21 protein-coding genes and 1 pseudogene are annotated in these 22775 nt (G+C 60.5%); 8 read left to right on the forward strand and 14 right to left on the reverse strand.

Going from position 1 to position 22775, the window contains the following annotated elements; translation table 11 throughout:
• Window positions 1-316 precede the first annotated feature (316 nt).
• From RFM52_RS25030 to RFM52_RS25045, 4 genes are all read right to left on the reverse strand, one after another.
• Complete coding sequence (locus RFM52_RS25030) at window positions 317-766, reverse strand: Ros/MucR family transcriptional regulator (protein ID WP_320215370.1); 450 nt, start codon at window positions 764-766, stop codon at window positions 317-319.
• 472 nt (window positions 767-1238) lie between these two features.
• Entirely contained in the window at window positions 1239-1802 is a 564-nt protein-coding gene (locus RFM52_RS25035) for a cold-shock protein (RefSeq protein WP_320298588.1), read from the reverse strand.
• A gap of 1194 nt (window positions 1803-2996) precedes the next feature.
• A complete protein-coding gene (locus RFM52_RS25040; RefSeq protein ID WP_320298587.1) occupies window positions 2997-3641 on the reverse strand; it encodes an RES family NAD+ phosphorylase in 645 nt (214 codons plus the stop codon).
• Window positions 3638-4456 carry a hypothetical protein gene (locus tag RFM52_RS25045; RefSeq protein WP_320253330.1) on the reverse strand — a complete coding sequence of 273 codons (819 nt, stop codon included), beginning with the start codon at window positions 4454-4456 and terminating at the stop codon, window positions 3638-3640. The genes RFM52_RS25040 and RFM52_RS25045 overlap by 4 nt, the downstream gene beginning before the upstream one ends.
• Before the next feature lie 294 nt (window positions 4457-4750).
• Between RFM52_RS25045 and RFM52_RS25050 the strand changes: the two genes are divergently transcribed.
• Window positions 4751-5926 (forward strand): ATP-binding protein, encoded by a 1176-nt coding sequence (locus tag RFM52_RS25050; protein WP_320327880.1) that lies wholly within the window; start codon window positions 4751-4753, stop codon window positions 5924-5926.
• Window positions 5927-6093: 167 nt separating this feature from the next.
• Here RFM52_RS25050 and repC read toward each other — a convergent pair whose 3' ends face one another.
• The 8 genes from repC to RFM52_RS25090 all read right to left on the reverse strand — a co-directional run bounded on the left by repC (window position 6094) and on the right by RFM52_RS25090 (window position 13107).
• Complete coding sequence (repC, locus tag RFM52_RS25055; protein WP_320298585.1) at window positions 6094-6552, reverse strand: replication initiation protein RepC; 459 nt, start codon at window positions 6550-6552, stop codon at window positions 6094-6096.
• 316 nt (window positions 6553-6868) lie between these two features.
• Entirely contained in the window at window positions 6869-7483 is a 615-nt protein-coding gene (locus RFM52_RS25060; protein ID WP_320298584.1) for a nitrogen fixation protein NifQ, read from the reverse strand.
• Window positions 7484-7510: 27 nt separating this feature from the next.
• A complete protein-coding gene (locus RFM52_RS25065) occupies window positions 7511-8563 on the reverse strand; it encodes an LLM class flavin-dependent oxidoreductase (protein ID WP_320298583.1) in 1053 nt (350 codons plus the stop codon).
• A 105-nt stretch (window positions 8564-8668) separates the two neighbouring features.
• On the reverse strand, window positions 8669-8869 hold the full coding sequence (locus tag RFM52_RS25070; RefSeq protein ID WP_320298582.1) for a hypothetical protein: 201 nt from the start codon (window positions 8867-8869) through the stop codon (window positions 8669-8671).
• Window positions 8866-10491: an SDR family oxidoreductase gene (locus tag RFM52_RS25075; RefSeq protein ID WP_320327881.1), complete on the reverse strand. Its 1626-nt coding sequence runs from the start codon at window positions 10489-10491 to the stop codon at window positions 8866-8868. The genes RFM52_RS25070 and RFM52_RS25075 overlap by 4 nt, the downstream gene beginning before the upstream one ends.
• Window positions 10492-10777: 286 nt before the next feature.
• Window positions 10778-11419, reverse strand: coding sequence for a nuclear transport factor 2 family protein (locus tag RFM52_RS25080; RefSeq protein ID WP_320298663.1), 642 nt, complete (start codon window positions 11417-11419; stop codon window positions 10778-10780).
• A gap of 176 nt (window positions 11420-11595) precedes the next feature.
• The gene (locus RFM52_RS25085; protein WP_320223331.1) at window positions 11596-11841 is read right to left on the reverse strand and encodes a ferredoxin; all 246 of its coding nucleotides are present in this window, start codon (window positions 11839-11841) and stop codon (window positions 11596-11598) included.
• A 48-nt stretch (window positions 11842-11889) separates the two neighbouring features.
• The gene (locus RFM52_RS25090; RefSeq protein ID WP_320223332.1) at window positions 11890-13107 is read right to left on the reverse strand and encodes a cytochrome P450; all 1218 of its coding nucleotides are present in this window, start codon (window positions 13105-13107) and stop codon (window positions 11890-11892) included.
• A 662-nt stretch (window positions 13108-13769) separates the two neighbouring features.
• On the opposite strand from RFM52_RS25090, the pseudogene RFM52_RS25095 reads away from it, so the two are divergent.
• A pseudogene (locus RFM52_RS25095) lies at window positions 13770-14005 on the forward strand (transposase); the annotation flags it as partial.
• A 92-nt stretch (window positions 14006-14097) separates the two neighbouring features.
• Here RFM52_RS25095 and RFM52_RS25100 read toward each other — a convergent pair.
• On the reverse strand, window positions 14098-14895 hold the full coding sequence (locus RFM52_RS25100; protein ID WP_320298581.1) for a calcium-binding protein: 798 nt from the start codon (window positions 14893-14895) through the stop codon (window positions 14098-14100).
• Window positions 14896-15807: 912 nt separating this feature from the next.
• Window positions 15808-16869, reverse strand: a complete 1062-nt coding sequence (locus RFM52_RS25105) for a hemin-degrading factor (RefSeq protein WP_320298580.1) — start codon at window positions 16867-16869, stop codon at window positions 15808-15810.
• A 604-nt stretch (window positions 16870-17473) separates the two neighbouring features.
• Here RFM52_RS25105 and RFM52_RS25110 point away from each other — a divergent pair.
• From RFM52_RS25110 to RFM52_RS25135, 6 genes are all read left to right on the forward strand, one after another.
• Entirely contained in the window at window positions 17474-17794 is a 321-nt protein-coding gene (locus tag RFM52_RS25110) for a HesB/IscA family protein (RefSeq protein WP_320223334.1), read from the forward strand.
• A 15-nt stretch (window positions 17795-17809) separates the two neighbouring features.
• Entirely contained in the window at window positions 17810-19027 is a 1218-nt protein-coding gene (nifS, locus tag RFM52_RS25115; protein ID WP_320223335.1) for a cysteine desulfurase NifS, read from the forward strand.
• Entirely contained in the window at window positions 19024-20232 is a 1209-nt protein-coding gene (gene nifV / locus RFM52_RS25120) for a homocitrate synthase (protein WP_320298579.1), read from the forward strand. The genes nifS and nifV overlap by 4 nt, the downstream gene beginning before the upstream one ends.
• Window positions 20229-20609: a nitrogenase stabilizing/protective protein NifW gene (gene nifW, locus RFM52_RS25125; RefSeq protein WP_320298578.1), complete on the forward strand. Its 381-nt coding sequence runs from the start codon at window positions 20229-20231 to the stop codon at window positions 20607-20609. Before nifV ends, nifW begins: the two co-directional genes overlap by 4 nt.
• 183 nt (window positions 20610-20792) lie before the next feature.
• The gene (locus RFM52_RS25130) at window positions 20793-21644 is read left to right on the forward strand and encodes an electron transfer flavoprotein subunit beta/FixA family protein (RefSeq protein ID WP_320223338.1); all 852 of its coding nucleotides are present in this window, start codon (window positions 20793-20795) and stop codon (window positions 21642-21644) included.
• A 15-nt stretch (window positions 21645-21659) separates the two neighbouring features.
• The gene (locus RFM52_RS25135) at window positions 21660-22769 is read left to right on the forward strand and encodes an electron transfer flavoprotein subunit alpha/FixB family protein (RefSeq protein WP_320223339.1); all 1110 of its coding nucleotides are present in this window, start codon (window positions 21660-21662) and stop codon (window positions 22767-22769) included.
• The last annotated feature ends 6 nt before the right edge of the window (window positions 22770-22775 follow it).

Genomic DNA, 22775 nt, shown 5'->3' on the forward strand with positions numbered 1-22775 from the left:
GAAGCGGTCTTCAAGGCCGCGCAGACCTTCCAAGGAACCCCTGCGAGAGAGTTCGCGTCTCAGTCGAGCCTAGCGATCTGGCCGCGCAGCTCAAGCAGCCAGGCAGCCGCTGTGACGCGATCGGCCGCGATTGCACAGGACCAGCCGGCGATCACTTAGCCGTAGCAGGACTTGCTACGAAAGGATTGCCGGCGTCCTTGTCGCCTCCGAGTTTGCTTCGGCTGTGCGCAGGGCTATGTCGGATTTGAAGGCCATACAGGTTTGGCCGGTCAATTCCACCGTATGGCGCATCGACCTGGGGGAGGCATTGCGCCCACTACCTAGATTTGCGTGCCGCCGACTTCCTTTCGGGATTGCTGACAGCCTTGTGGCCGAGACCGCTCGACTTCGCCAGCGCCGACCGTTGGGCCGCATAGTTCGGCGCCACCATGGGGTAGTCGGACTTCAATCCCCATTTCTCGCGATATTCGTTGGGCGTCAGGCCGTAGTGGACGTTGAGATGACGCTTAAGCGATTTGAATTTCTTGCCGTCCTCTAGGCAGATGATGTGGTCGGGAAACACCGACCGCTTCGGATTAACCGCAGGCGCTTGGGCTGGCTTCTCTGGCTCGACCGCCTGCCCAAGATTCGACAATGACGAATTCACGCTTGCGATAAGCTCTGGCAGTGACGCGGGGGGAACGGCGTTTTTGCTGACATAGGCAGATACAATATCTGCCGTAAGTTCAATCAACAGGCCTCGGCTATTTGCGGTGTCCTCGTGCATTCAATTACTCCTATTGGGTGACAACACGGGGAACTCTTTTACCGGCTTTGTCGGGGAAGGCCAGCATGATCTGCTTATGTCGGCGTTAGTCCACCACTTCTGGCTATCGCAGCAGAAGATTCATTGAAGGCTTGAATGATCCGATAAAACTGCATTTGCAGCAGCCGACCAGTTTGGCAATTCCTGCTGGGCCGAGGCCGTCGGCAAGCAGTACCATGATAATCCCTGTCAAGCCGCTGTTGCCACCTTATAGGTGCTGTTATGTTGTTCGATTTCCGTCGCGCCCGCGTTCCGTGATAAACCGCAACCTCAATTTGAACGACCATGGCAACGACGGTGAGCACGAAGTGAACCATATCGGCCCTCGTTAAAAGATGAGGATCGAGCACCGCGACAAACGCGCCATTCTGATGTGCTTATGCGCAGTGAATGGCTCACCATCGCGCGTTCAACAAAAAGGGCTGGGCCGTCGTCAAGCAACTACACGAATGCTTTGCACCTCCAGACCTTTCTTGCCCTGCGCGCACTCGATAAAGACCTTTTGTCCCTCCACGAGCTCGCTCACTCCACAGCGGGCCAACGTTGAGGCGTGGACGAATACGTCCTTTCCGCCGGCTTCAGGAGCAATGAAGCCAAAGCCTTTCTCGGCGTTATACCATTTGACGGTGCCGGCGCTTTCCGGCGCGGATGTCGAAGTGTTGGCCATCTCCCGTGCAATCTCCAGAACTTGCGCGACCTGATGGCCTTTTCGCGTCTCCTCCAAGGTGACCTTGAGCCGCGCTCCCTCTGGGACACTGCTCCTTCCAACCGCTTCCAATGCCCGAATATGCAGGTAGGCGTCCCTTCCGTCCGAGACTCTGACGAAGCCAAAACCTTTGCTTGCGTTGAACCACTTGACCTCTGCGTCTACCGGCTTTGCCGTCGCAGGTGACGTTTGATGAAAGAAGCTTGGGACGAGGTCCTCTTCTGGAAAAGGAAACGGGCCGTCGTCATCTCGACGCCGACGGGGCTTGCGGTAATCCTTGTATCTGCTCATGTCATCTCAGGGGAAGGAAATGGTGCTGGCCACCAAAAAGGTTGGCACGGATGGGCGGTCGCTTGGGGCTTCGGTCGCAAGTGTCAGCTCTTCAAAAGCGCCATCCATCTTTGATCAGCGACAAGCTAGAATTGTCAGCCGGACAGCAGGGCGCGGTTCAATCAACCAGACTCCGCAGAGGGCTCTCACTTGCTTTGGGCCTCGCTTTCTAACCACTGGATATCCTTCTTTGCAATATCGTCGCGAATGCGTCGCCACGGCGCTTCTATTCCGGGACCGATCCGCCATGGTTGAGACGCGTTCCGCTCGACTATTGGGAGTTGCCGCTCTTCGCCCGACCGCATCATTGCTACAGTCCTCCGTCACCCGGTCAACCCCCGTTGCCGGCCGGGCGCGTCATTGACCGCTCACCAGATCAGGGTGGTGCACATTCCCCTCCTCCCGTGTGACGCCGGGAAAATCGCCTACGGCTCGATGGCGATCAAGATTGGCCGCCTCATACTGGTGACGAAGACGGATCTTAGTCCAACGCGATCCCATTCTTGATCCTTGCGAGGCTGCATTTGCCTTCCTCCGAGCCGGTTGCGGCCAAAACGACGAGTCCATCACCGAATGACTATGGGCGTTTCTTCGCGTCTCCAAAGGACTTGTTGAAACTCGGTCAGTCACGGCGTTTTTCTCCGTGTGACGGCAACGAGACCCGCGGCGTGATCCCTATGCGACGAGCCGAGACCTCAGGCGAACCCTTCAAGAGCCTGGGCCGCAAAGCCGGCATTCCGAAGGAGACTCCCGACCGCTGGCAAAACAACTCGAAGCCGTCAGCACGAAACACGACGACCGCTGGAACGAATGGCAGAGAATCGTGGTGACAGCGGTGGGAAATTCCTCGTCCTCGACTCGTCGGGAATTCTTTGCCGTTGCGCGCGCCAAACGGCGCGCGACCCGCGAAATCACCTTAAACACCTGCCAGCGGGGACTTCCAGGCAGCGATTGAATGCCCCCTTCAATTCGCTAACGAGCTGCTCGACAAAAGCTCCCCAAGCAAAGTTATCGATCTCGCCCTGATCGAGCGTAGGCATTTTTCGGGATGCCCGCGCCCCCTAGCTCGTCTATGGACTTCGGTATCGAGAAACATACGTCTCGTGAGGAGGGCCAACCGGCCGCGGAGCATGTGTTCTCGACATCAACGCATGCCTAAGAAACGATGGTAATGCCTGCGCGCATGCCGAAAGCTCGGATCTCGAGCAACAGGTCCGCGTCGGCGCCGACCTCGATGCTGTCGTGAACCTCGAAATCTCCCTCGCTGACACGATCCTCGAATAATATTACGCATCGGTCCGGGTCGCACTGTCGAGATGTCCAAAGCAGGCCGTCAACGTCCGCTCTGGCGCTGTGAATCGCTTGAGCCCAAAGAACAGTCTGACGGTAGGTCGATTTCGGCGTCTCGACGAGATCGCCGCGGCTTATGCCCCACACCTTGAGATCCGGCGCGAACAGGCCGGCCAGGAGCAGATCGCGCTTCGGTGCAATGCGGCTTACGCTGCGCGATTCGATGACGTCGAGGCGGACTGTCTTGAAGACGGCAGTAGGCTCGATGTCGTGAAAGATCGACTCGAAAGCCGCTGCCTCCCGCGATGTCGCCGCGTAGAGCGTCGGTACGCATGCGCCTGCGGCGTCTGGAAAAGGAGCGAATCGCGTCGGCTGACCCATGCATGGGTTGAACTGCGCCGGCCGGAAGCTGGAGCCGTGCGTGCGATGGAGGACAATGCCTTTCGTGACCTTTTGGGTGTTAATGCTCGGAAAGGAAGAAGGCGGCGGGCGTACGCTTGAAACGCTCACCCAACCACCTCTTGGCCCTCTCGTTCAGCGGCTGCGATGATTGACTGCGGACTGTCGAGCATATCGGCGGGTGCCTTGTCGGCCAGCCAGCCATTCGTCGACATGAACCAGAAGGCACGTTGCCACGCAGACAGCCGGGGAGGGAGTGCCCCGAGCGCCTTCTTGATCGTCGGGTGCGGCCGTCCCTCGCGGAACTGGAAAGCCGGGAAATACTCTTTGCCTCGGTGCTGGACCGAGAAGATGTTGCCAGCCTTTTTCCAGCGCGCTGCGGTCGCATAGGGGTTCTTGGTCTTCAGCCCCGCCTGCGCTCCGATCTCGGCGCTCGTGAGCTGAGGAACCTCCGAGACGAATCGATCACGGAGCTCGAGGTTGTCCGAGGCCAATGCTCCGCGCGCATCGGCGAGCTCATCGGGCAGGAGGACCTCCGCGAGCTTGCTGATCGCCGACTCGAGGCGTGTTTCGTCAAGCGTGGCACTCACGCGGACGACTATTTCAAGGAAGGAGCGCACCGCGCTTCGGCGTCCTTGGTCTAGGTCGGGCTTGAGTTGAAGGACGACGGAGTGCCCCAGGGCGATGTCGGCGGCCGCGGCAGCGAGATCCACGAATCCTGTCGAGGTCGCAGTTGCTGGCGCCGCCAACGCGGGCGCTGTTTCTTGAAGCGCGCGACGGATCGCCCCGACAAGAAGCTCGCGATCGTCGGAGACGGTGCGGCTAGGGCGCTCCTGCGCCCTAGCGCCGCCCGACGTGCGCCGTCCGCCGATCGGCGCATGCGGTCGATCGACCATGAGGAAAGATGAGAAGAGAGCGTCGGACAAGACATCACGTGAGATTGCGTATGAGCACACTCATATCACGTATGTCACGCGACGTCCAATGCAAGAGTGTGCCGCGACGGCTTCTTGTCAAACGCATGGGAGAGATTACCGAGGGGATTTCGGGGCCTACCCTGGTGGCACTCGCTATCCTACGGCCCCGTCGCATCCCGACATACAGATCGCAATCTGGACGACGTGCGGAGTGATCGGAACACGGCTTGCTGCGCGCCTCCGTTGTGCGGTATCCAGCTCTTTATCCTTGCAATCTTAAAACGCGACTTTTAATTTGCATGGATGATAGGCCGTCGTGTGCTACCTCAAGTTCGTCAGGCGCTTGCCCGTCAAGCTGCTGTGGCCCTCATCGGCCCACGCCAGGTCGGCAAGACAACGCTCGCCTTGCAGATTGGTGAAGACCTGGATGCACTCTATCTCGATCTGGAGTCCCGCGAGGACAGGAACAAGTTGTCGGATCCAGCACTGTTCCTGCGCGCCTACGAGGACCGTCTGGTCATCCTGGACGAGATCCATCGAATGCCAGAGTTGTTCCAGGAGCTTCGAGGGTTGATCGACGCCGGACGCCGGCGCGGACGCCGCACCGGTCGTTTCCTGCTTCTGGGATCAGCCTCGATGGATCTGCTGCGTCAAACGGGCGAAAGCCTGGCCGGCCGCATCGAATATGTCGAGATGACACCGCTGGACGCGCTCGAGATCGCTTCTGAAAAGCTGTCGGTTGAAAGTCTCTGGCTGCGTGGCGGGTTCCCGGACAGTTTTCTTGCACATTCGGAAGCCAACAGCTTCGCGTATCGACGCAATTTCATCCGCACTTATCTCGAGCGCGACGTGCCGCAATTCGGCCCGCGGATTCCGGCGCAAACCCTCGAACGGCTGTGGACCATGCTTGCCCACAATCAGGCGGGCCTGCTGAATGCGTCACGCCTGGCGGCCAACCTTTCGGTCAGCGCGCCGACCATTTCGTCCTATGTTGATCTGCTTGTGGACCTGCTGTTGATCCGTCGGCTGCCGCCGTTGCACGCCAATACGGGCAAACGCCTCGTCAAAACACCGAAAGTGTACGTCCGCGACAGCGGGCTCGTACATGCCCTGCTTGGCATAGAGACGGCCGACAGCCTCGCCGGCCACCCGGTCGTCGGCGCGAGTTGGGAAGGCTTCGTTCTGGAGAATCTTGTATCGGTGGCGCCCGAAGGGACCCTCGCAAGCTTCTTCCGCACCGCGGCCGGAGCCGAGATCGATCTTGTCCTCCAGCTTCCAGCCAATCGCGGCGTCTGGGCAATCGAAATAAAACGCAGCCTGTCTCCTTCGCTGGGAAAGGGTCTGCATATGGCCTTGGAAGATGTTCAGCCCGACCGCACTTTCGTCGTGTACGCCGGAACCGAGTCCTATCCGATGGCCCCGAAAATAGAAGCTGTCGGGCTCACACAACTGGCATCGCTGCTAGGCGAACAGTCATAGTCGTATATCAGCAAGGCCTCAGACGAACCGGCTGAAAGGTCGAACAGGCCGGCCGAGCGGCCATTCTGGGTCAAGGACCTGATCGACCGCACGCTCTCCGTTCCGAGCTCATTGCCAATGGCGGCATCGGCGATCCAGCCCGGGACATCATCACCAGCCCTTTTTCTTCATGCTGTCGCGCAGCGCGTCGCTGATATCCAGCGAGCTGCCCCACGGCACCCGCCGCGCTCCTGCGCTGCTGAGGATTCCTCCGCACCTTTTCCGGCAGCAGCCTTCTCCAGCGCCCCGACTCTGGCGTTGAGCAACGCGGTGACCATGGGCCACACAGAGAATTTCTGCGCCCGCGCTTTTTCCGTGAGATCCCGCAGATAGCCGCGACAACTGCGGATGCGTTCGGCCCGTTGCAGGATCGCAGCCAGGGTAATCGACGCATTCTGTGAACCCATGACCTCCGCCGCCTCCGGCCAGGCGCCTGGGCTGACCCCAATAGTCGGCCGCGCCCTGTCCGCAACGGCTGCAAGTCCCGCCAAGTCCGGATTTGCGCCCCCTTCGTGTAATTTGCGATGGGCAGGCGCCCAGCACCAACGGCACGTCCCGTTGTGGCAGGCTGCGCACGTTGTCGTCATGCTCGGCGTCGCGGCCGGCTCCTTGTGGAGACAGGCCGTCCTTAGGTCTGTGATTCTATGGGGTGCTAATGTCTCTAAGAGACTAGATGTGACCCGATAGTGCTAGGAACAGGTCATGCGCCCGTTCGTTTGGTTAGTCAAATATGATCGCCCCTGCTTCCGAAACAAGAAGATCTCGACCCGAGTCGAATCGACCATCGCTCACCGCGATCATGCGATGAAGGTCCCCTCCTCCCGTGTAACGTCGCCGGGAAAAGTGCCTACGGCTCGATGGCGATCAAGGTTGGCTGCCTCATAACACTGACGAAAGCGGCTCTTAATCCAATGCAAATCCATTTTTGATTCGTGCAAGGCGATTTTCCCCTTCCTCCGGACCGAAGCAGCCTGCGAAATCATTGCATTCCCGGCAACTGGGCGCGGTGCATAGCGAAAACCCTTCGGCCTCACAGAGCTTGCGGTAAAAGTACTTCTTCCATTTCATGTTTTGGGTGTTGCCGGCCGCCAGCGTCGGAAAATGCATGGCAAGCAGGCGGCTAAGCTCGGTGCGATTGAAAAGGCCAAGGTCCTGCCAGAGATGGTCATTGCGCATGGCGCGCCGGGCGATGATCTTGGCAAACCGGGCGCTTGCCGGGTCGCCCGGCAGGGCATGGGCCAGGAGCAGCTCGCGCAAAAGTTCTTCCTCCGGGTCCGGCTCGGGCTCGCCCATCTCTTCCAGGGCGAAGGCCTTGAAGGGGAAAGTGGGGAAGCTGCTGGCCAGGACATCGCGCAGCTCGGCGCGCGAAAGACCGGTTGCCTCCGTCGCCGTCGCCTCGCCGGCCTCGACTTCCTCGAGTGCACACGAAAGCACGCAGGTAAGCACATGCCGATCAAACTCCAGCTTGAACCGCGGCGATTGGCCGGCGCAGAGGCAGCCACATTGGTGGGCGAGCATGGGTGCCATTCTCTTGGTTTTGTCCCATCAACCGCCCTGATGAGCGAGCGACTTGTTCACCGCCGGGATGATCTTGTCTCCCCAGAGCTCGATCTGGCGCAGCATCGTCTTTTGGTCGAAATCCCCCAACTGGGTCTGAATTGCGATCTGGTTGGGTTTTAAGATATCGATCTCTTCCAACAGGCGATCGACCACTCGATTCACGCTGCCGATCGGCAGGTTCCGGCGCATCGTCGCGAATGACAAATCTTGCTGCGTTGGCGTTTCTTTCAGCAGATAGCCGTCCAGGCTCTGCTGGCGACGCTGATGCAGTGCTTCAGACAGCCGGCGCTGGAAGCGGGCGTTGTCGAGATAACTATTGATCTCTGCCTCGTCGTCGCTGGCATAGCAGCAACGTAGCAAAGATATCTTGGCGTCCGTGACATTCTTGCCTTCGGCAGCCGCGGCCTTCTCGATGGCTTCGCGCAGGACGCGCAAAGTTTCTAATCCGTTATGGAATGCCGTCACAAAAAGATTGTGTCCCTCACGATAGGCCCGGCCCAGGCGGGCCGTCCCGGCGGCGATCCAGATCGGCGGGGTCGGCTTCTGGACGGTGCGCACCGAAATCGCCGTGGGGGGTATGTTCCCATACTGACCGTCGTGCTCGAAGATGTTCTGGTTGAGGCCCTTTTGAAGGATGTCCAAGTATTCCGAAAAGACCGCCGGCGCCTCATCGATATTGACGCCGAAGCGCTCGAACTCGAATTGCTGGTATCCCGAGCCGACGCCAAGCTCGAGGCGGCCATTCGCAACAGTGTCGGCGAAGCCGATCTCGGAAAGCAGGCGCTGCGGTTGATAGAGCGGCAGCACGCACACGGCAGTGCCAAGGCGAATGGTACTCGTCACGCCGGCGCAGTGCGCCACCATCATCAAGGGCGAGGGAATGAGGCTATAATTGTTGAAGTGGTGCTCCGCGAACCACGCGGTATCGAAGCCGGCCTGCTCCGAAACGACGGCCTGTTCGATGGAGTTGCGGATAACGCTCTCGCACGATTGGTGATATCCGCGCTGGGCGGCCAGGATAAAGGTTGCGAATTCCATGGTGTTTCCCTGTTTACAGAACGGAGCTAGCCGACAGGGAGATGCGCAGGGTGCGCACAAGGCGCCTTGGCCGCGGTCTCGATCTCGCCCTTGGCGGCGGCGTGGTCAGGCCGCAAGCCGTTCGGCGGTTGAAGGCGCATCGAGCGGTTGCAACGGCTTCGACAGCGATGAGGACGGACGTTTCGTCTCGCCGAGGATAACATCTTCGGTCACGGTAGTGCGGGCGCGGCGCCCGACCGGACCATGAACCCTTGGACGAACTCGGCTTCGCTGAGCAGCGGCCTGTGGCGAATAGTCGACGATCAACACGCGGCCTCCGCAAAATACTCGTTATCGAGTTCACTGGCGTTTCCCGCATCACCGAAAGAGGTCCAGCCGCCGTCCACGTACAGGATGGAGCCGTTGACGTACGAGGCGGCGGATGAAGCCAGGAAGAACGCTGCGTCAGCCACGTCTTTCGGCTGTCCCAGCCTGCCCATAGGGATGCGTCGTGCGATCGTTTTCATATCGATGCGGCCGACCTTCGCCAACTGAGCAACGCCAGGCGTGCAAATGAAGCCAGGAGCGACGGTGGCCGTCCGTATGCCGACCGGCCCGAGTTCGGCCGCCAGGCATCGGGTCAGAATGTCCAGCCCCGCCTGGGAGGCACCGTAGGCATGGCGCGGCGCGAACGGCAGAAAGCTGTTGATCGATCCGATGTTGAGGATCACGCCGCCAGCGCGCATCGCCTTGATCGCTTCGCGAGCGCAGGTGAAGGCCCCGGTAAGATTGACATCCAGGACGTGTTGGATGTGTTCCGGTATTTGTTCGATTCCCAACGACAAAGTGTCGGCACCAGCAGCACCGTTGACGAGCACATCGATGCGCCCGAAGCTCGCCCGCATCTCTTCGAATAGCGCAACCACCTCGCTCTCGACGGCCACATCCACGCATCTGGCCGGGTTCTTGCCGCGGAGCCACGCAGCGAGTTCTGCCGCTGCAGCGCCATCTCTATCAGCAATCACAACGGTATCGCCGTTTGCTGCAAAGCGGCGAACCACGGCCGCGCCGATGCCGTTCGCGCCGCCGGTGACGAGCACGATACGCGCGTCGGTGCGTTCGGCCGGACAGCACAGTTCGGCTTGGGGTATCCCATCCACCTGCGGGTGTGCATCCCCCGGCTGGTTGAATGACATCCAGCCTCCGTCGACCGCCAGCACTGAACCGGTGATGTAGCGCGCCTGCGAGCTGGTCAGAAAACGCACGGCGAGAGCGATCTCGTCCGGATGCGCCAAACGCCCCAGCGGCACGCGGCGGCGCACGGCCGCTAGGTCCACTTTGCCCGCGCGTTCCAGTTCTGCCACCATCGGCGTGCGCACGTAGCCGGGCGCTACCGCCGTCACGCGAATGCCGCGAGAAGCCCACTCACATGCAAGCGACTTCGTCAACGAGATCAGGCCCGCCTTCGAGGCCGCGTAGGCGTTGCGTTTGGGATTGCCTACGACGCCCGCCATCGAAGCGACGTTGACGATCGCACCGCCCCGCCTCATGCGCCTCGCCGCTTCGCGGGCCATGACGAACGGTCCAATCAAGTTTACTGCCAGGGCGAGGCGGAAGGCGTCGACACCAGTGTCGACGCTCGCAGCCATGGTGGGTCCCATCGCGGCGTTGTTGATGAGGACGCTGATCTGGGCGAACTGTGCTTCGACCCGACCGTAAAGCGCGAGCACATCCTCCTCCCGCGAGACGTCGCACTCAAGGCCAAGATGCGGGTGGCCGAGACCACGGGCCAGTTCAACGACGCCACTGCCAGGAAGGTCTACCGCAACGACAGTGTCTCCATCCCTGGCAAGAACTTCGACCAGGGCACGGCCGATCCCACCCGCGGCGCCCGTAATGATGACGATGCGTCCTGTCTGCATGTTGAGGACTTCCTTCGGCGATTTCATCCAATCAATTTTGAGCGGCAAAAGATGCGTCGCGCTAAAGCAGCGCGTCCTGGCGATGGCCAGTTGCGGACCCGGAAAGACGACGCAGCGATCCGGCAGCGATCCAACTTCCGATTTGGTAGCCGAGGCTGCTGAGGGACCGGCCAAGGACAGGAGCTTGCCGTGATGATCGGCGCTGCCAAGGACCCGTACATTTGGGCACAACCAGTGTCGTCGGCGGGCTCGTGGGACAGAGCCGATCGCTCACGCCGTCGCGGGCAGAAAGGCATTCCAATTTGGCGCACCTTCACCGGGCTGTCTTTCGCCGGGATCGCTGTAGCATCGCAAAGTTGTCATGACCTTGATTCTCCTCGGCCGATGCGGCTGTGTCTTTCGAAGCCTCCGAAGAGTCATGGCGAGAAGGAATGCGACGCTTTCCGAGCTTGTAGACCGGATCGTCCGGATGCGGTGCTCCGATCGGCCGGCGCGGGCCGAACCGTTCTGCCTCAACGATCGCTGGTGGGATCTGCTCCTCTATCCAATCGTAGACAACTGTCCGTTCGGCAATCCGCCACTCCCCTTCCCTCTTGTGAAACAGATCGCAGTAACGGCCGCACAGGAGCGTCTGGCGTACGTCTCCGTCTTTGTCCGGTGCGCGTTGCAGCGCGGTGAAATAGCTCTCGACCGCAGCCTCTGCCGAGCTGATGAACTCGATCAGGATGTTGGTGATCTGGTGGATGTTACGGGGTCCGGTCTTGAAGACACCGAGTGCAAACTCGATGAACCCCTCTGCAGGGCCGCAATAGGCGCCGTGATTGTCATGCGCATCGGGCCAGTATGCGCTGCGTAGCGCCGCTTCATCGGCGCGGTCGATCCCGCGGCTGTACCGATAGAGGCAGTCCCGGATCGCCTCACGGTCGATTAGTTGGGCAATTTTCGTCTGTTCCATCGGCTCTGCCACAAATTCTGTGATCGGAAGAGGTGTTTCGCGAACCGCACCTTGGCGTTTGCGCATCCTGGGGGGCTTCTCGATGCCGCAGGTGCCCCTGCGCAGTTGGACGAGGACGGTGGTGGAACAGAAGGCGCGTGCCTCAGTTCCCGTATGGGCCACTTGGTCGATCCCTTTCATGCCCGCCGGACTCTCGGTGGAATGACGTCCGGTTCACTCGTGCTGCAGGGTTGACGGTCGAGTTTAAGTGCACGTTCGGGACAGGATCGCGCACCTCGCGATGCAGTCAGTTCCTCCCCTTCCGCAACTTCGATGTTACCGGCCAGGATGTAACCGGCGTCATCGAGCTTGAAGATGTGTGGCGCGTGCGCCGCGCATCGCGCGTGACCCTGGCATTTGGCATTTTGGACGATGATGCGCATGGCGCTGCCTCCATTGTCTTTGCACCTCGGCACGGGGGCGGGGCTTGGTCAGGACCAGTCTAGGATCAGATTTTCGATCCCGAACACATGGCCGCCAGAGGTGATGGGTGCCGTACCCTTCTTGATCCGGAAGGCGGGGATGCGCGCCAACCACTCCTCCAGGCCAATGACGATCTCGCGCCGGGCAAGATGTGAGCCAAGGCAACGGTGGGGACCATAGCCAAAGGTGGCATGGCGGTTGTCCTCTCGCGCCAGATCGACCGTGTTGGGGCATTCGAATTCCGCCGGGTCGCGGTTGGCGATCATCGTGGCGCAGGAAACATAATCTCCCTTGCGGATCGGCGCGCCTTCGAAGTCGATATCTTTCGTTGCCACGCGGATCAACTGAACGGTCGGATAGGCGCGCAACAATTCTTCGGCCGCGGCCACGATCCGGCCTGGTTCGCCGCGCAGCAATTCCTGATCCTTGAGGTTGCGTGCGAGATAGGCCAGGTCAAAGCCTATGGCTGCTGCAACAGTGTCGAGCCCGGCAACGAAGACAAGCACGCCGACGCCGCGTACTTCCTGTTTCGTCAGGCGGCGGCCCTCGACCTGTGCCTGCACGATGAACGTCATGAAATCATCAACCAGGTCCTTGCGGCGGACGGCTGCAAGTTCATCAATGAACGATACGATCGTCCGGGCCGCGGCCGGCCGTTTCACATCGTCGCCGTGGAGCAGATCTCTCCCCCATCCGACAAATGTGTCGATTCGGTCATCCGGTAGCCCTAGGAGATGAAGGAAGATGTTTACCGTGAACGGAAATGCGAAATCCTTCATGACGTCGCAGCTTGTACCCGATGCGGCGATCCCGTCGATGAGCCTGATTGCCCGCTCGCGGACAGCCGGCTCCAATGCCGCCACCCGCTTTGGCGAAAACAGGGGATTGAGCAATGAGCGAAAGGCGCCATGGGCAGGGGGATCAAGTTCAAGTGGGATCATCGGCCAGCTTTCGCCCAACGCGGAGGCAAAGATGCTGCGATGGCTGGAAAAAGTTTCGCTGTCCTGCAGCACCCGGCGCTGGTCGCTGGCGCGGGTGATCACCCAGGTGCCCCTGCCGTCGCGTGTGTTGAGGGGTGAATAAAAGATAGGCGGGCCGGAATGGACGCAAGCGACTGCCGCGTGGGGATCCCCGTTGGGAGTCGGTGACATGCCGGGCGAAGTGAACAGGCTGAACTCCCTCACCATTTCGGGCGGGACATGATCTGGAACCGGATTTGTCGCCATTTGGCCTCTTCTCCTGAACGCCAGGCGTTCATGCGCTCGATTGAGATTGCCGGCCGATCTCAAGGTCGATTGGCCAGCACCCGGTAAGTCCCAGCTCTAGCGTGTCGTGATTGTGTTGCGCGATGCAGCCAAACTGCGCACCAGCGCAAGAGATCGGTCGCGCATTCAAGCAGCAGAGGCATCTGCTTCGTGCTGCGGTTCTAAAGCGTAACCCACTGGTTATCCCCATTGAAGTTTGTGAGACTGGTCAATCATCGCTGAGCTCCGTGACGCACAGCTGCTGGCGCCCCGAAATCTTCTAAGCAAGTTGCGTGCCGGATCGACCGTATCGATGGTGCTGAACCGATCTATGCTCAGCCACCACCGGGACCGCCGCTCATTGGATGACCACATGTCCTCCCGGCAAAACGTCCGACAACCGACACCTGCGGTCAGCTTTGTCGCGTCCGCGACACGGGGACTGTTCGGCTTGGCTCCTGCCAAACCTTGGTTCAGACCAATTGAACAGTATGCAGGACTCTCTTTCTGAGGCTTTTCTGCCAACTTGGCATAATGTTGAGAGTCTTTGGTGGCCGATGCGCCAAGCATTGCGGTCGTCGCCGAGTACCGCAGCCATTCGGCTTTCTCCCTCGCAGACCGACGGGATGCTCGAGGCCTTGATTGAATGGCCGATCGAGGACGATTGGCTATAGGTGTGGATGTGCGCGAACTATCTGAAGGTGCGCCGCAGCGGCCGCGTCGTCTCGGTCGCGGTGATTGTCGCCGTCGGCGTCGACCATTGCCGCGAGGTGCTTGGCATGAGGTCGGCATCTCCGTGGCCAAGCCGACCTGGACGGAGCTCCTGCGCAAACTGACGCGCCGCGGCTTCGGAGACGTCAAGCTTGTCGTCTCCGACGCGTCTCGGTCGCGGTGAGTATCGCCCTCGGCGAAAGCGGCGGTGTATCTACGCGGTAGCGCATCTCGTCCTATCCGATCCAAAGTTCCCGCGGATCAGACGAAGGTAAAGTCCCACGCGCTCAACCCAAGCCCGGCCAGATCCGCGACGCTGTGGACATTACCGAGATGAGCAAAATCGTCGGCATGGTTATCGGAGGTGACATAGGCCAGATTCCCTGACTGGGTTAACGGATTATAGTAAGCGATAATGTCGCCGATATGCTCATTGGAGATCGCATCCGCAGCCTGGGAGCCGTTGCTGAACGAGTTGGTGAGCACGACGACATGCTCGCCGTTCGCGCCCGCGGCGTCGCCGCTGTAGAAGGTGTCAACTGGATGGCCAGACCGTGAGCTGGCGTGGTTGACGAAGTTGGCGCCAAAGCCGTCGCCACCGAGGCCAACCGCATCGAAGGCCAAAGTGTCATCCGCCGGGTTGAAATCCAAGATCGAGGTATTATCCGGGTCCGGCCCGAAACGCGGGTCATATCCAGGGATCGGGTTGTGGAATTGGAACACGAACGTGTCGTTGCCTGTCCCCCCGGTCAGATAATCCCTGCCGTCACCAACAAAGAGGGTGTCGTTACCCGGACCCCCATAGAGCTTGTCATTATCCTCAGCAGTGATGCGCGGTCCGTCTCGCCCGCTGTCGCCGTAGAGGTAGTCATTGCCCTCCTCGCCAAAGACATGATCATTACCTGTGCCACCGAAGACTCGGTCATTGCCGGGCCCCGCCGAAATGGAATCGTTACCGGCAAGAGCGTCAATCCAGTCATTACCGTCGGGATCTGTGATCACATTCTCATCGTTGGTGCCGAAGAGGGCGTTGTCGCGCGGACTACCATGGATAGCCATCAGAGACACTCCTTATCCTGCGTCCCCACGCCACCTGAACCTTTTCATATCTCTCTTCAGATTATTGGCAAAATTGATTGTTCCGATTCAACATATTTACGCGATGGATGTGTGTCATCCTCGGGTGCGCCATGAGCGCCTCCGGGTCGTGCGCGCAATGACGGGAGGCGCGGATGCCGGAAGAACACGCGCGGCCTGCGGGCGTCCTGCTCTCCCGGTCGCGAGTGGATGTCTAACGCTTTGATATCGGAGAAACGTGATTGGAAAATTGCTTTCCAGGAATACGGTCATTGAGTAGGACCATATTGAAGCCGGAGCCTCCCGCGGTGGAAGCAGGGGCAGAATGATCGTTGGTCCTTGCTTGCCGTTTGTTTGACGCAAGGTGGTTGAATGCCTGAGCAAAGCAATCCGGCGCGGCACTCCTGAGCGCGCGGCAAGCGGCCGGGGCATTTCGATTCGCGGCAGAGGTCACCTCCATCTGCCCACGGGTGCTGTCGCCAGATTAAGAGTTGTTCCGCCTGCGGATCAGATCACAAGCAAGCAATGCCCAACGAAGGATCTTAGTACTTTGAGGACGGCTACTTGAAGGAAGCATGGGCCTCGTTTTGGAGCACGGCCGCAAAGTTGGACTGACTGACCGACAAAACAACCTTCGCCGACAGCTGACGCATGTGGCCGACATCGGTCAACCTTCAGCGGAATTCGGGTAGTAGCTCGTCGAATTTCGAGCGGTGAGATGTCTTTCCTCGCCAAGCGCGCAGGCGATTGCGACGATCGAGCGATCCGTGACAGCACGGGAAGCAATAGCTAGGCGCTCACTCGCTCCGCAGGCAAAGCGATGGCCAGCAGAATGCTGAGCCCCGGCGACGGGTGCCGAGCGAAACCGGAAAACAACATGCAATTGGTCTCGCCTCATGCAGCGGTCGGACCGGGAATGCGTGGCAGGGTCTCGGCCAGAAACCGCCAGTCCTCGCGCTCGCCCTCGCCTTCGCGGCGCTTGCCAAAGAACTGGATGATCATCTTGCCATCGGCGCCGTAGGCTTCGAGCGAGGTGACGTGACCCTCCTTGGTCGGCTTGCGCACGGCCCAGACCTCGCGGATGTGGTGGGTCCCGAGATGCAGGTGGAAGGTCTCGTCGAGCACATTGATCCACGGCCCGATTGTTTTGACCCACTTGATCGGACCGGAATGGATTTGGATGCAGCCACGATTTCCTACAAAGCACATGATCGGCATTTCGTCTTCGGCCGCCTGTTGAAACATGGCGCCGATGGCGTCCTTTTCGAGCGCCCAAGCGTAAACCTCGCCGACCATACGCACCGCCTCGCGGCGGCTGAGCTTCAGTCTCTTCAACATGTCGAAGAACTGATGCACGTCCGTCAGTTGGCTCCAGCACTCGCGTAGATCCTCCACCGTGGCGGCTTGTTCAGGAACCTCTGCGTCATCGTTGGCTCCGCTCGCCTTGAATACTAGGATCGGCTCCTGGTTCGAGGATTCCAGCTCAGCCACCAGCTTCTGATAAGCATCGAGATTTGAGGCGGGCCCGAGTTGCACCTTGTGCATCGCCTTGCCGGCGGCATCAAAGAATTGCAGGCTATGGCTAATGTCCTTGCCATCGCGCTTCTCGACAGCAAATCCATGCGCCCAAACCTTCGGGAAGATGCGCAAGTCGATGTCGTCGCCAAGTACCAGAGCATGCCTGTTGCCGGTGACCACCTTGTCGTAGACGCCGATCTTTTCGTGCACAGCACTTTCATTGCGGGTATGCGCCACCACCTCGCCGACCGCTTCGAGGCCGGTCAGCAGATCATTGACGCGCGGCTCGACGCGAATCGCGCCCAGACCGCAATGCGCGGCGACCAGTTCCGCTTCCGAAATGCCCAGTCGGGCGGCGAGATCGTGCTCACGGATCTTTGGATTGTCTTGCTGCGCCCGACGGATTTCTTGCGGCGATGGTCTCTCGCGCTGGTCCATGTATTAACGACCTTCATCTGCTTGTTGAGGATCAGCTGCCCTGCCGGGTGGTCGGTCGACTGAGCGCAGCGTGGTGCTCGATGCCGACCTCCTGCTCGTCCAGGAACAGGGTGCTGCTGGCGAGAGTGCGTGATCGCCATCGAAACCGGCGTGTCGTCTGAGCGGCGAGGAGCCGATTCCACCCGCGCAGAGCGGTTCTGACCCAACCCTGACATGTTGCCCAGCCCTGACATGTGGCTTGCTCCATTCCATCGATCGCGAGGGCACTCGCAGCATGATTTTTGTCTCGGCGGTTCTTGCCGCATCGCCAATGGGCGTTTCAAAAGTCGTGCCAATTCGCCTGAACAAGCGCAAAAAAATGTTCCGCACACTCATCAATGATTTATGTGAGAGTTCAGTGGGAACCGAGGCCGGACACTTTGTGTCACGTACTCGACAAACCCGACAGTGCGTGTCGGGTGCCCGACGTCTTTTCAGCAATGGCCAACAAGATTGATAGCGCCTCTAGGGGGATCGCGCCGTGTTGAAACGGTTTTTTCCTCTTTTGGCACGGTCCCTGCATCGTGATCCGCAAAGACGTCACGGATTGAGGAGAAATCTTGCCATGATCACGCTCACCGACAATGCTGTTGCCGCCGTCAAGACCGCTCTTTCCAGCGCCAGCGAGCAAGCGGAGGGCTTTCGCATTATGGTCCAGACCGGCGGCTGCGCCGGGTTCAAATACATAATGGGCCTGGAGAGCGTTTCGCGCCAGGGCGATGTGATTACGGAGACAGATGGGATCAAGCTGTTTGTGGACGCAGACTCCCAACCCCATGTCGCCGGCATGACCGTCGACTTCGTCACCGGGCTCGACTCTTCCGGCTTTGTCTTCGACAACCCCAACGCGCGGGACAAGTGCGGCTGCGGCAAGTCCTTCAGTTAACTGAGGACTGTTCGTATGAGGCCTGTCTACCTCGACAACAACGCAACGACACGGGTCGATCCTGACGTTGTGCGAGCGATGTTGCCGTACTTCACGGATCAATTCGGCAACCCTTCGTCGACGCACGCTTTTGGCGCCTCAGTCGGTGCGGCGATAAAGAAGGCGCGGCGGCAGTTGCAGGCGCTGATCGGCGCGCAGTTCGACGATGAGATCACCTTCACCTCGGGTGGAACAGAAGGCGACAATGCAGCGATCCTTTCGGCGCTCGAGCTCACGCCCGACCGAACCGAGATCGTGACGTCCGCGGTCGAGCATCCCGCCGTATTGACGCTGTGCGCGCATCTTGAGCAGGTTCGTCGCGTCAAGGTCCACACGATCCCCGTGGATCGTCGTGGCCGGCTTGACCTCGACGCCTACAAGGCAGCCCTCTCGCCCCGTGTGGCAGTCGTCTCGGTAATGTGGGCGAACAACGAGACCGGTACGATCTTTCCCGTGGCCAAGCTCGCCGAGTTGGCCAAGGAAATTGGCGCCCTTTTTCATACCGATGCAGTGCAGGCGGTTGGCAAGCTTCCGATGGACCTGAAATCGACCGCTATCGACATGCTGTCGCTCTCCGGCCACAAGCTTCATGGCCCCAAAGGGATCGGTGCACTTTGGATAAAGCGTGGCGTGCACTTCCGCTCGATGATCAAGGGAGGGCACCAACAGCACGGCCGGCGTGCCGGTACCGAGAACACGCCCGGCATAGTCGGGCTCGGCACGGCGGCCGAACTCGCCTTGAAATTCATGGACGACGCGACCACACGGGTAAAGTCGCTGCGCGACCGCCTGGAGGATGGGATCCTCCAGCGCATCCCAAACACCAGTGTCACTGGCGATCCGATGGAGCGGTTGCCAAACACCGCAAACATCTCCTTTGAACATACCGAAAGCGATGGAATCCCACATCTGCTGAGCCGCGTAGGCATCGCCTGTTCCTCCGGCTCCGCCTGCACCTCCGGCTCAATGGAACCCAGCCATGTCCTGAGCGCGATGAAGATGCCACACGGGGCAGTCCGCTTCTCGTTTGCGCGCGACAACAACGAAGAAGACGTCGAGCGGGTGCTTGAGGTCATGCCGGCAATCGTTGAGAAGCTGCGTGACTCTCCCGGTTCTGGGCCGCGTGGGCGAAGTCCCGAAGACGTTCGATCCGGTCCATACCTGGGCGGAAGCAGAACAGGCTGCCGTTCATGAGCCGTGATGTCTTCCTCAACGACACGACCTTGCGCGACGGCGAGCAGGCGCCCGGTGTCGCCTTTACGACGGCGGAAAAGCTGGAGCTCGCCGAGTCTCTTGTGGCCGCCGGCGTCCCAGAGATCGAGATCGGCACGCCGATCATGGGCGCCGACGAGATCGAAACAATTCGCGCCGCGGTCGCGCGGCGTCTCCCGGTTCGGCTCATGGCCTGGTGCCGGATGAAGGCGAGGGATCTCGACGCAGCGATCGAGAGCGGCGTCGGCGCCGTCAATCTGTCGCTGCCTGCATCCGACATCCAACTTGCCGCCAAGCTCGGCCTCGATCAGGCGGGAGCGCTGCAGGTCATCGAGGATATGGTCAGGCGCGCAGCCGCTGCCGGCTTCTTCGTCGCTGTGGGCTGCGAGGATGCCTCGCGGGCTGATGGGGATCATCTTGCCCGCGTCATCGAAACGGCTGCGCGCGCCGGCGCAAGCCGCGTCAGGCTGGCCGACACGGTCGGCATTCTCGACCCCTTTTCGACTTTCGAACTTGTCGCCCAGCTCATGGCGAAGTCTGAAATCGACCTCGAATTTCACGCGCACAACGATCTCGGCCTTGCGGCCGCCAACACGCTGGCCGCGATCCGTGCAGGCGCGCGCCATGCGTCCGTCACCGTCCTCGGGCTCGGCGAGCGTGCGGGTAATGCCGCGCTGGAAGAAGTGGCGGCCGCGATGGCCGTCATCGACGGCGCGGATACCGGCATCGAGCTGACCGCATTGCCCGACCTCGCCGCCCAGGTGGCTTGCGCCGCCCGCCGGCAGACGGCGACTATTAAGCCGGTCGTCGGCGCCGATGTTTTCACCCACGAATCCGGCACTCACGTCGCAGGGCTGCTGAAGGACACGCGCGCCTACCAGGGGCTCGACCCGGCACTCGTGGGCCGCTGCCGGCGTATCGTCATCGGTAAGCATTCCGGCGCCACCTCGATTGCCCGCGTGCTGAGCGAAAGCGGTCGCGATCTCGACCCGGATTTGGCAGCCGCGATGGTGGCCCGCGTCCGCCGCAAGGCGGCCGAGACAAAGTCGACCATTACTGCGGCTCAACTGGTCGAGATCTACGATGGAATGTGCAGCGAGGCACGCTTCGCGGATGTCGCCGGTCCAGGCCAGCTGGGCGACGAACACAGCGACACCACAGTTGCCCGACCAGGGAGAATGCGATGAATTGTTCCGCTGACGGCCGCCCCATCGATGTTACCGACATCCTCGCGCGACTGAAGGGCCTGTCGGCCGCGGAGGAGTTCTTCGCGGTCCTTGGGGTCTCTTATGACCCAAAGGTGCTGAATGTCTCACGGCTTCATATCATGAAGCGCGTGGGCCAATACCTTGCCGAAGAAGATCTATCCGATTTGCCCGACCAGGTGGTCGCCGCGCGGGTGCGCGCAACGCTGCTACGCGCTTACGAGGACTTCACGACTTCCTCGCCGCTTAAGTACCGGATCTTCAAGGTGCTCAAAGACTACGATCCCAACAAGCCTGCCACGCCGGGCCGCACCTTCGTCCCGCTCGAGTCCGTCCTGAAGCGGTTCGCAAAAGAATGAGCGCGACATGGTTGCGACGCGACAATGTCGGGAAGCCGACAAATCGTGTCATCACGAACGCGCCCCTGGAAGGAACCAACGGAGTCTCGAGGAATATGAGCTCGCAAAACAGTTGGCACGAATGATGCTGCCAAAGATCTACTGCCAAGCCCGCATCCGTATAGAAGCCCAAAGAGACCGCCAATGCACATCGTAGTCTGCATCAAGCAGGTGCCGGACTCGGCACAGATACGGGTCCATCCCGTTACGAACACGATCATGCGTCAGGGTGTGCCTACCATCATCAATCCTTACGACATATTCGCCCTCGAAGAGGCTCTTAGACTGCGCGACACTTACGGCGGCGAGGTCACCGTGCTCACTATGGGTCCGCCCATGGCGGAGGACGCGTTGCGCAAGACGCTCGGTTACGGCGCCGACCGCGCGGTGCTGTTGACGGATCGCTATTTTGCGGGCTCTGACACGCTGGCGACCTCCTTCGCTCTTTCCCAGGCAATCGCGAAGGTTGGCGAGACGTTCGGCACGCCAGACATCGTCTTCACTGGCAAGCAGACGATCGATGGCGACACCGCCCAGGTCGGGCCCGGCATCGCCAAGCGCCTCGATCTCATGCAACTCACCTATGTTGCGAAGATCCCCTCCGTTGACCTCGCTGCGCGCGAGATCAAGGTCGAGCGCCGCTGTGAAGGCGGCACGCAGATGCTGAAGAGCAGGCTCCCTTGTCTCATCACCATGCTGGAAGGCACAAATGAGATCCGTCGGGGCTCGCTCGAGGACGCCCTGTACGCCGCGCGTAGCCAGGTCCTGAAGTGGAGTGCGGCCGACGCCGGCATTGATGACCTCACCAGATGCGGGCTGCGCGGCTCGCCGACGGTCGTCAAGCGCGTTTTCGCCCCTACAGCGCGGGCGGAAAAGGCGGCACTTATCGACACCCCCGAGAGGAATTTGCGTGATCTCGCTGACGAACTTATCGCCGCAATCTTAACCCGCGGGCCAGCGCTGGAACAGGAACTCGCCTTCAACGGCGGCGAATGACGGCAAGGAGAGACGATGTCGAGCGCGAATCGAGAAGCCCCTCGCCCTGCCTCCGGCCGTGCCGGCACAAAGAAGGAGCTGCCCGACCATTTCAAGGACTATCGCCACGTCTGGGTGTTTATCGAGCTCGAGCGCGGCCAGGTCCACCCGGTATCGTTCGAACTACTCGGTGAAGGCCGCAAGCTCGCCGACAAGCTTGGCGTCGAGCTCGCGGGAATCGTGCTCGGACCGCCAGGAGAGACCACCCAGTCTGCGGTAACCGAGGCCTTCGCTTATGGCGCCGATCTTGTCTACAACGTCGAGGCGCCGCTGCTTGCCGACTATCGCAATGAGCCTTTCACCAAGGCGATGACGGATCTGGTCGATGCCCATAAACCCGAGATCCTGCTTCTCGGGGCGACCACACTCGGCAGGGATCTTGCTGGTTCGGTCGCAACCACCTTGAAGACAGGGCTCACGGCCGACTGCACCGAACTCGACGTCGATACCGACGGTTCGCTCGCTGCGACCCGTCCAACTTTCGGCGGTTCCTTGTTGTGCACGATCTACACGCTCAATTACCGGCCGCAGATGGCGACAGTGCGACCAAGGGTCATGCCCATGCCGCGGCGGATGGATAAGCCGGTCGGGCGTGTCATCCGGCACCAGCTATCGGTAGCCGAGGATGACATCGTCACCAAAGTCCTCGGCTTCCTGCCGGATAGCCAGTCTGGAAAGGCCAATCTTGCCTATGCCGACGTTGTGGTTGCGGGAGGCCTCGGTCTAGGCGCGGCGGAGAACCTGCAGCTTGTGAAGGATCTCGCACGAGCAATCGGCGCCGAGCATGGCTGTTCGCGCCCGTTGGTCCAAAAGGGCTGGCTGTCGGCTGATCGGCAGATTGGCCAAACAGGCAAGACCATCCGGCCGAAGCTTTACATAGCGGCAGGAATTTCCGGCGCCATCCAGCACCGGGTTGGCGTCGAAGGAGCGGATCTCATCGTGGCTATCAACACCGACCCGAAGGCGCCGATTTTCGATTTCGCCCACCTCGGGATCGTTACCGATGCGATCCGCTTCCTGCCCGCACTGACGGAGGCCTTCACCCGGCGGCTGTCGCCCCACAGTCGCGATAAGCTTGCGAGCTAGGGAGAT

This window comes from Mesorhizobium humile (genome assembly GCF_033977215.1).
Taxonomy (GTDB): Bacteria; Pseudomonadota; Alphaproteobacteria; order Rhizobiales; family Rhizobiaceae; genus Mesorhizobium; species Mesorhizobium humile.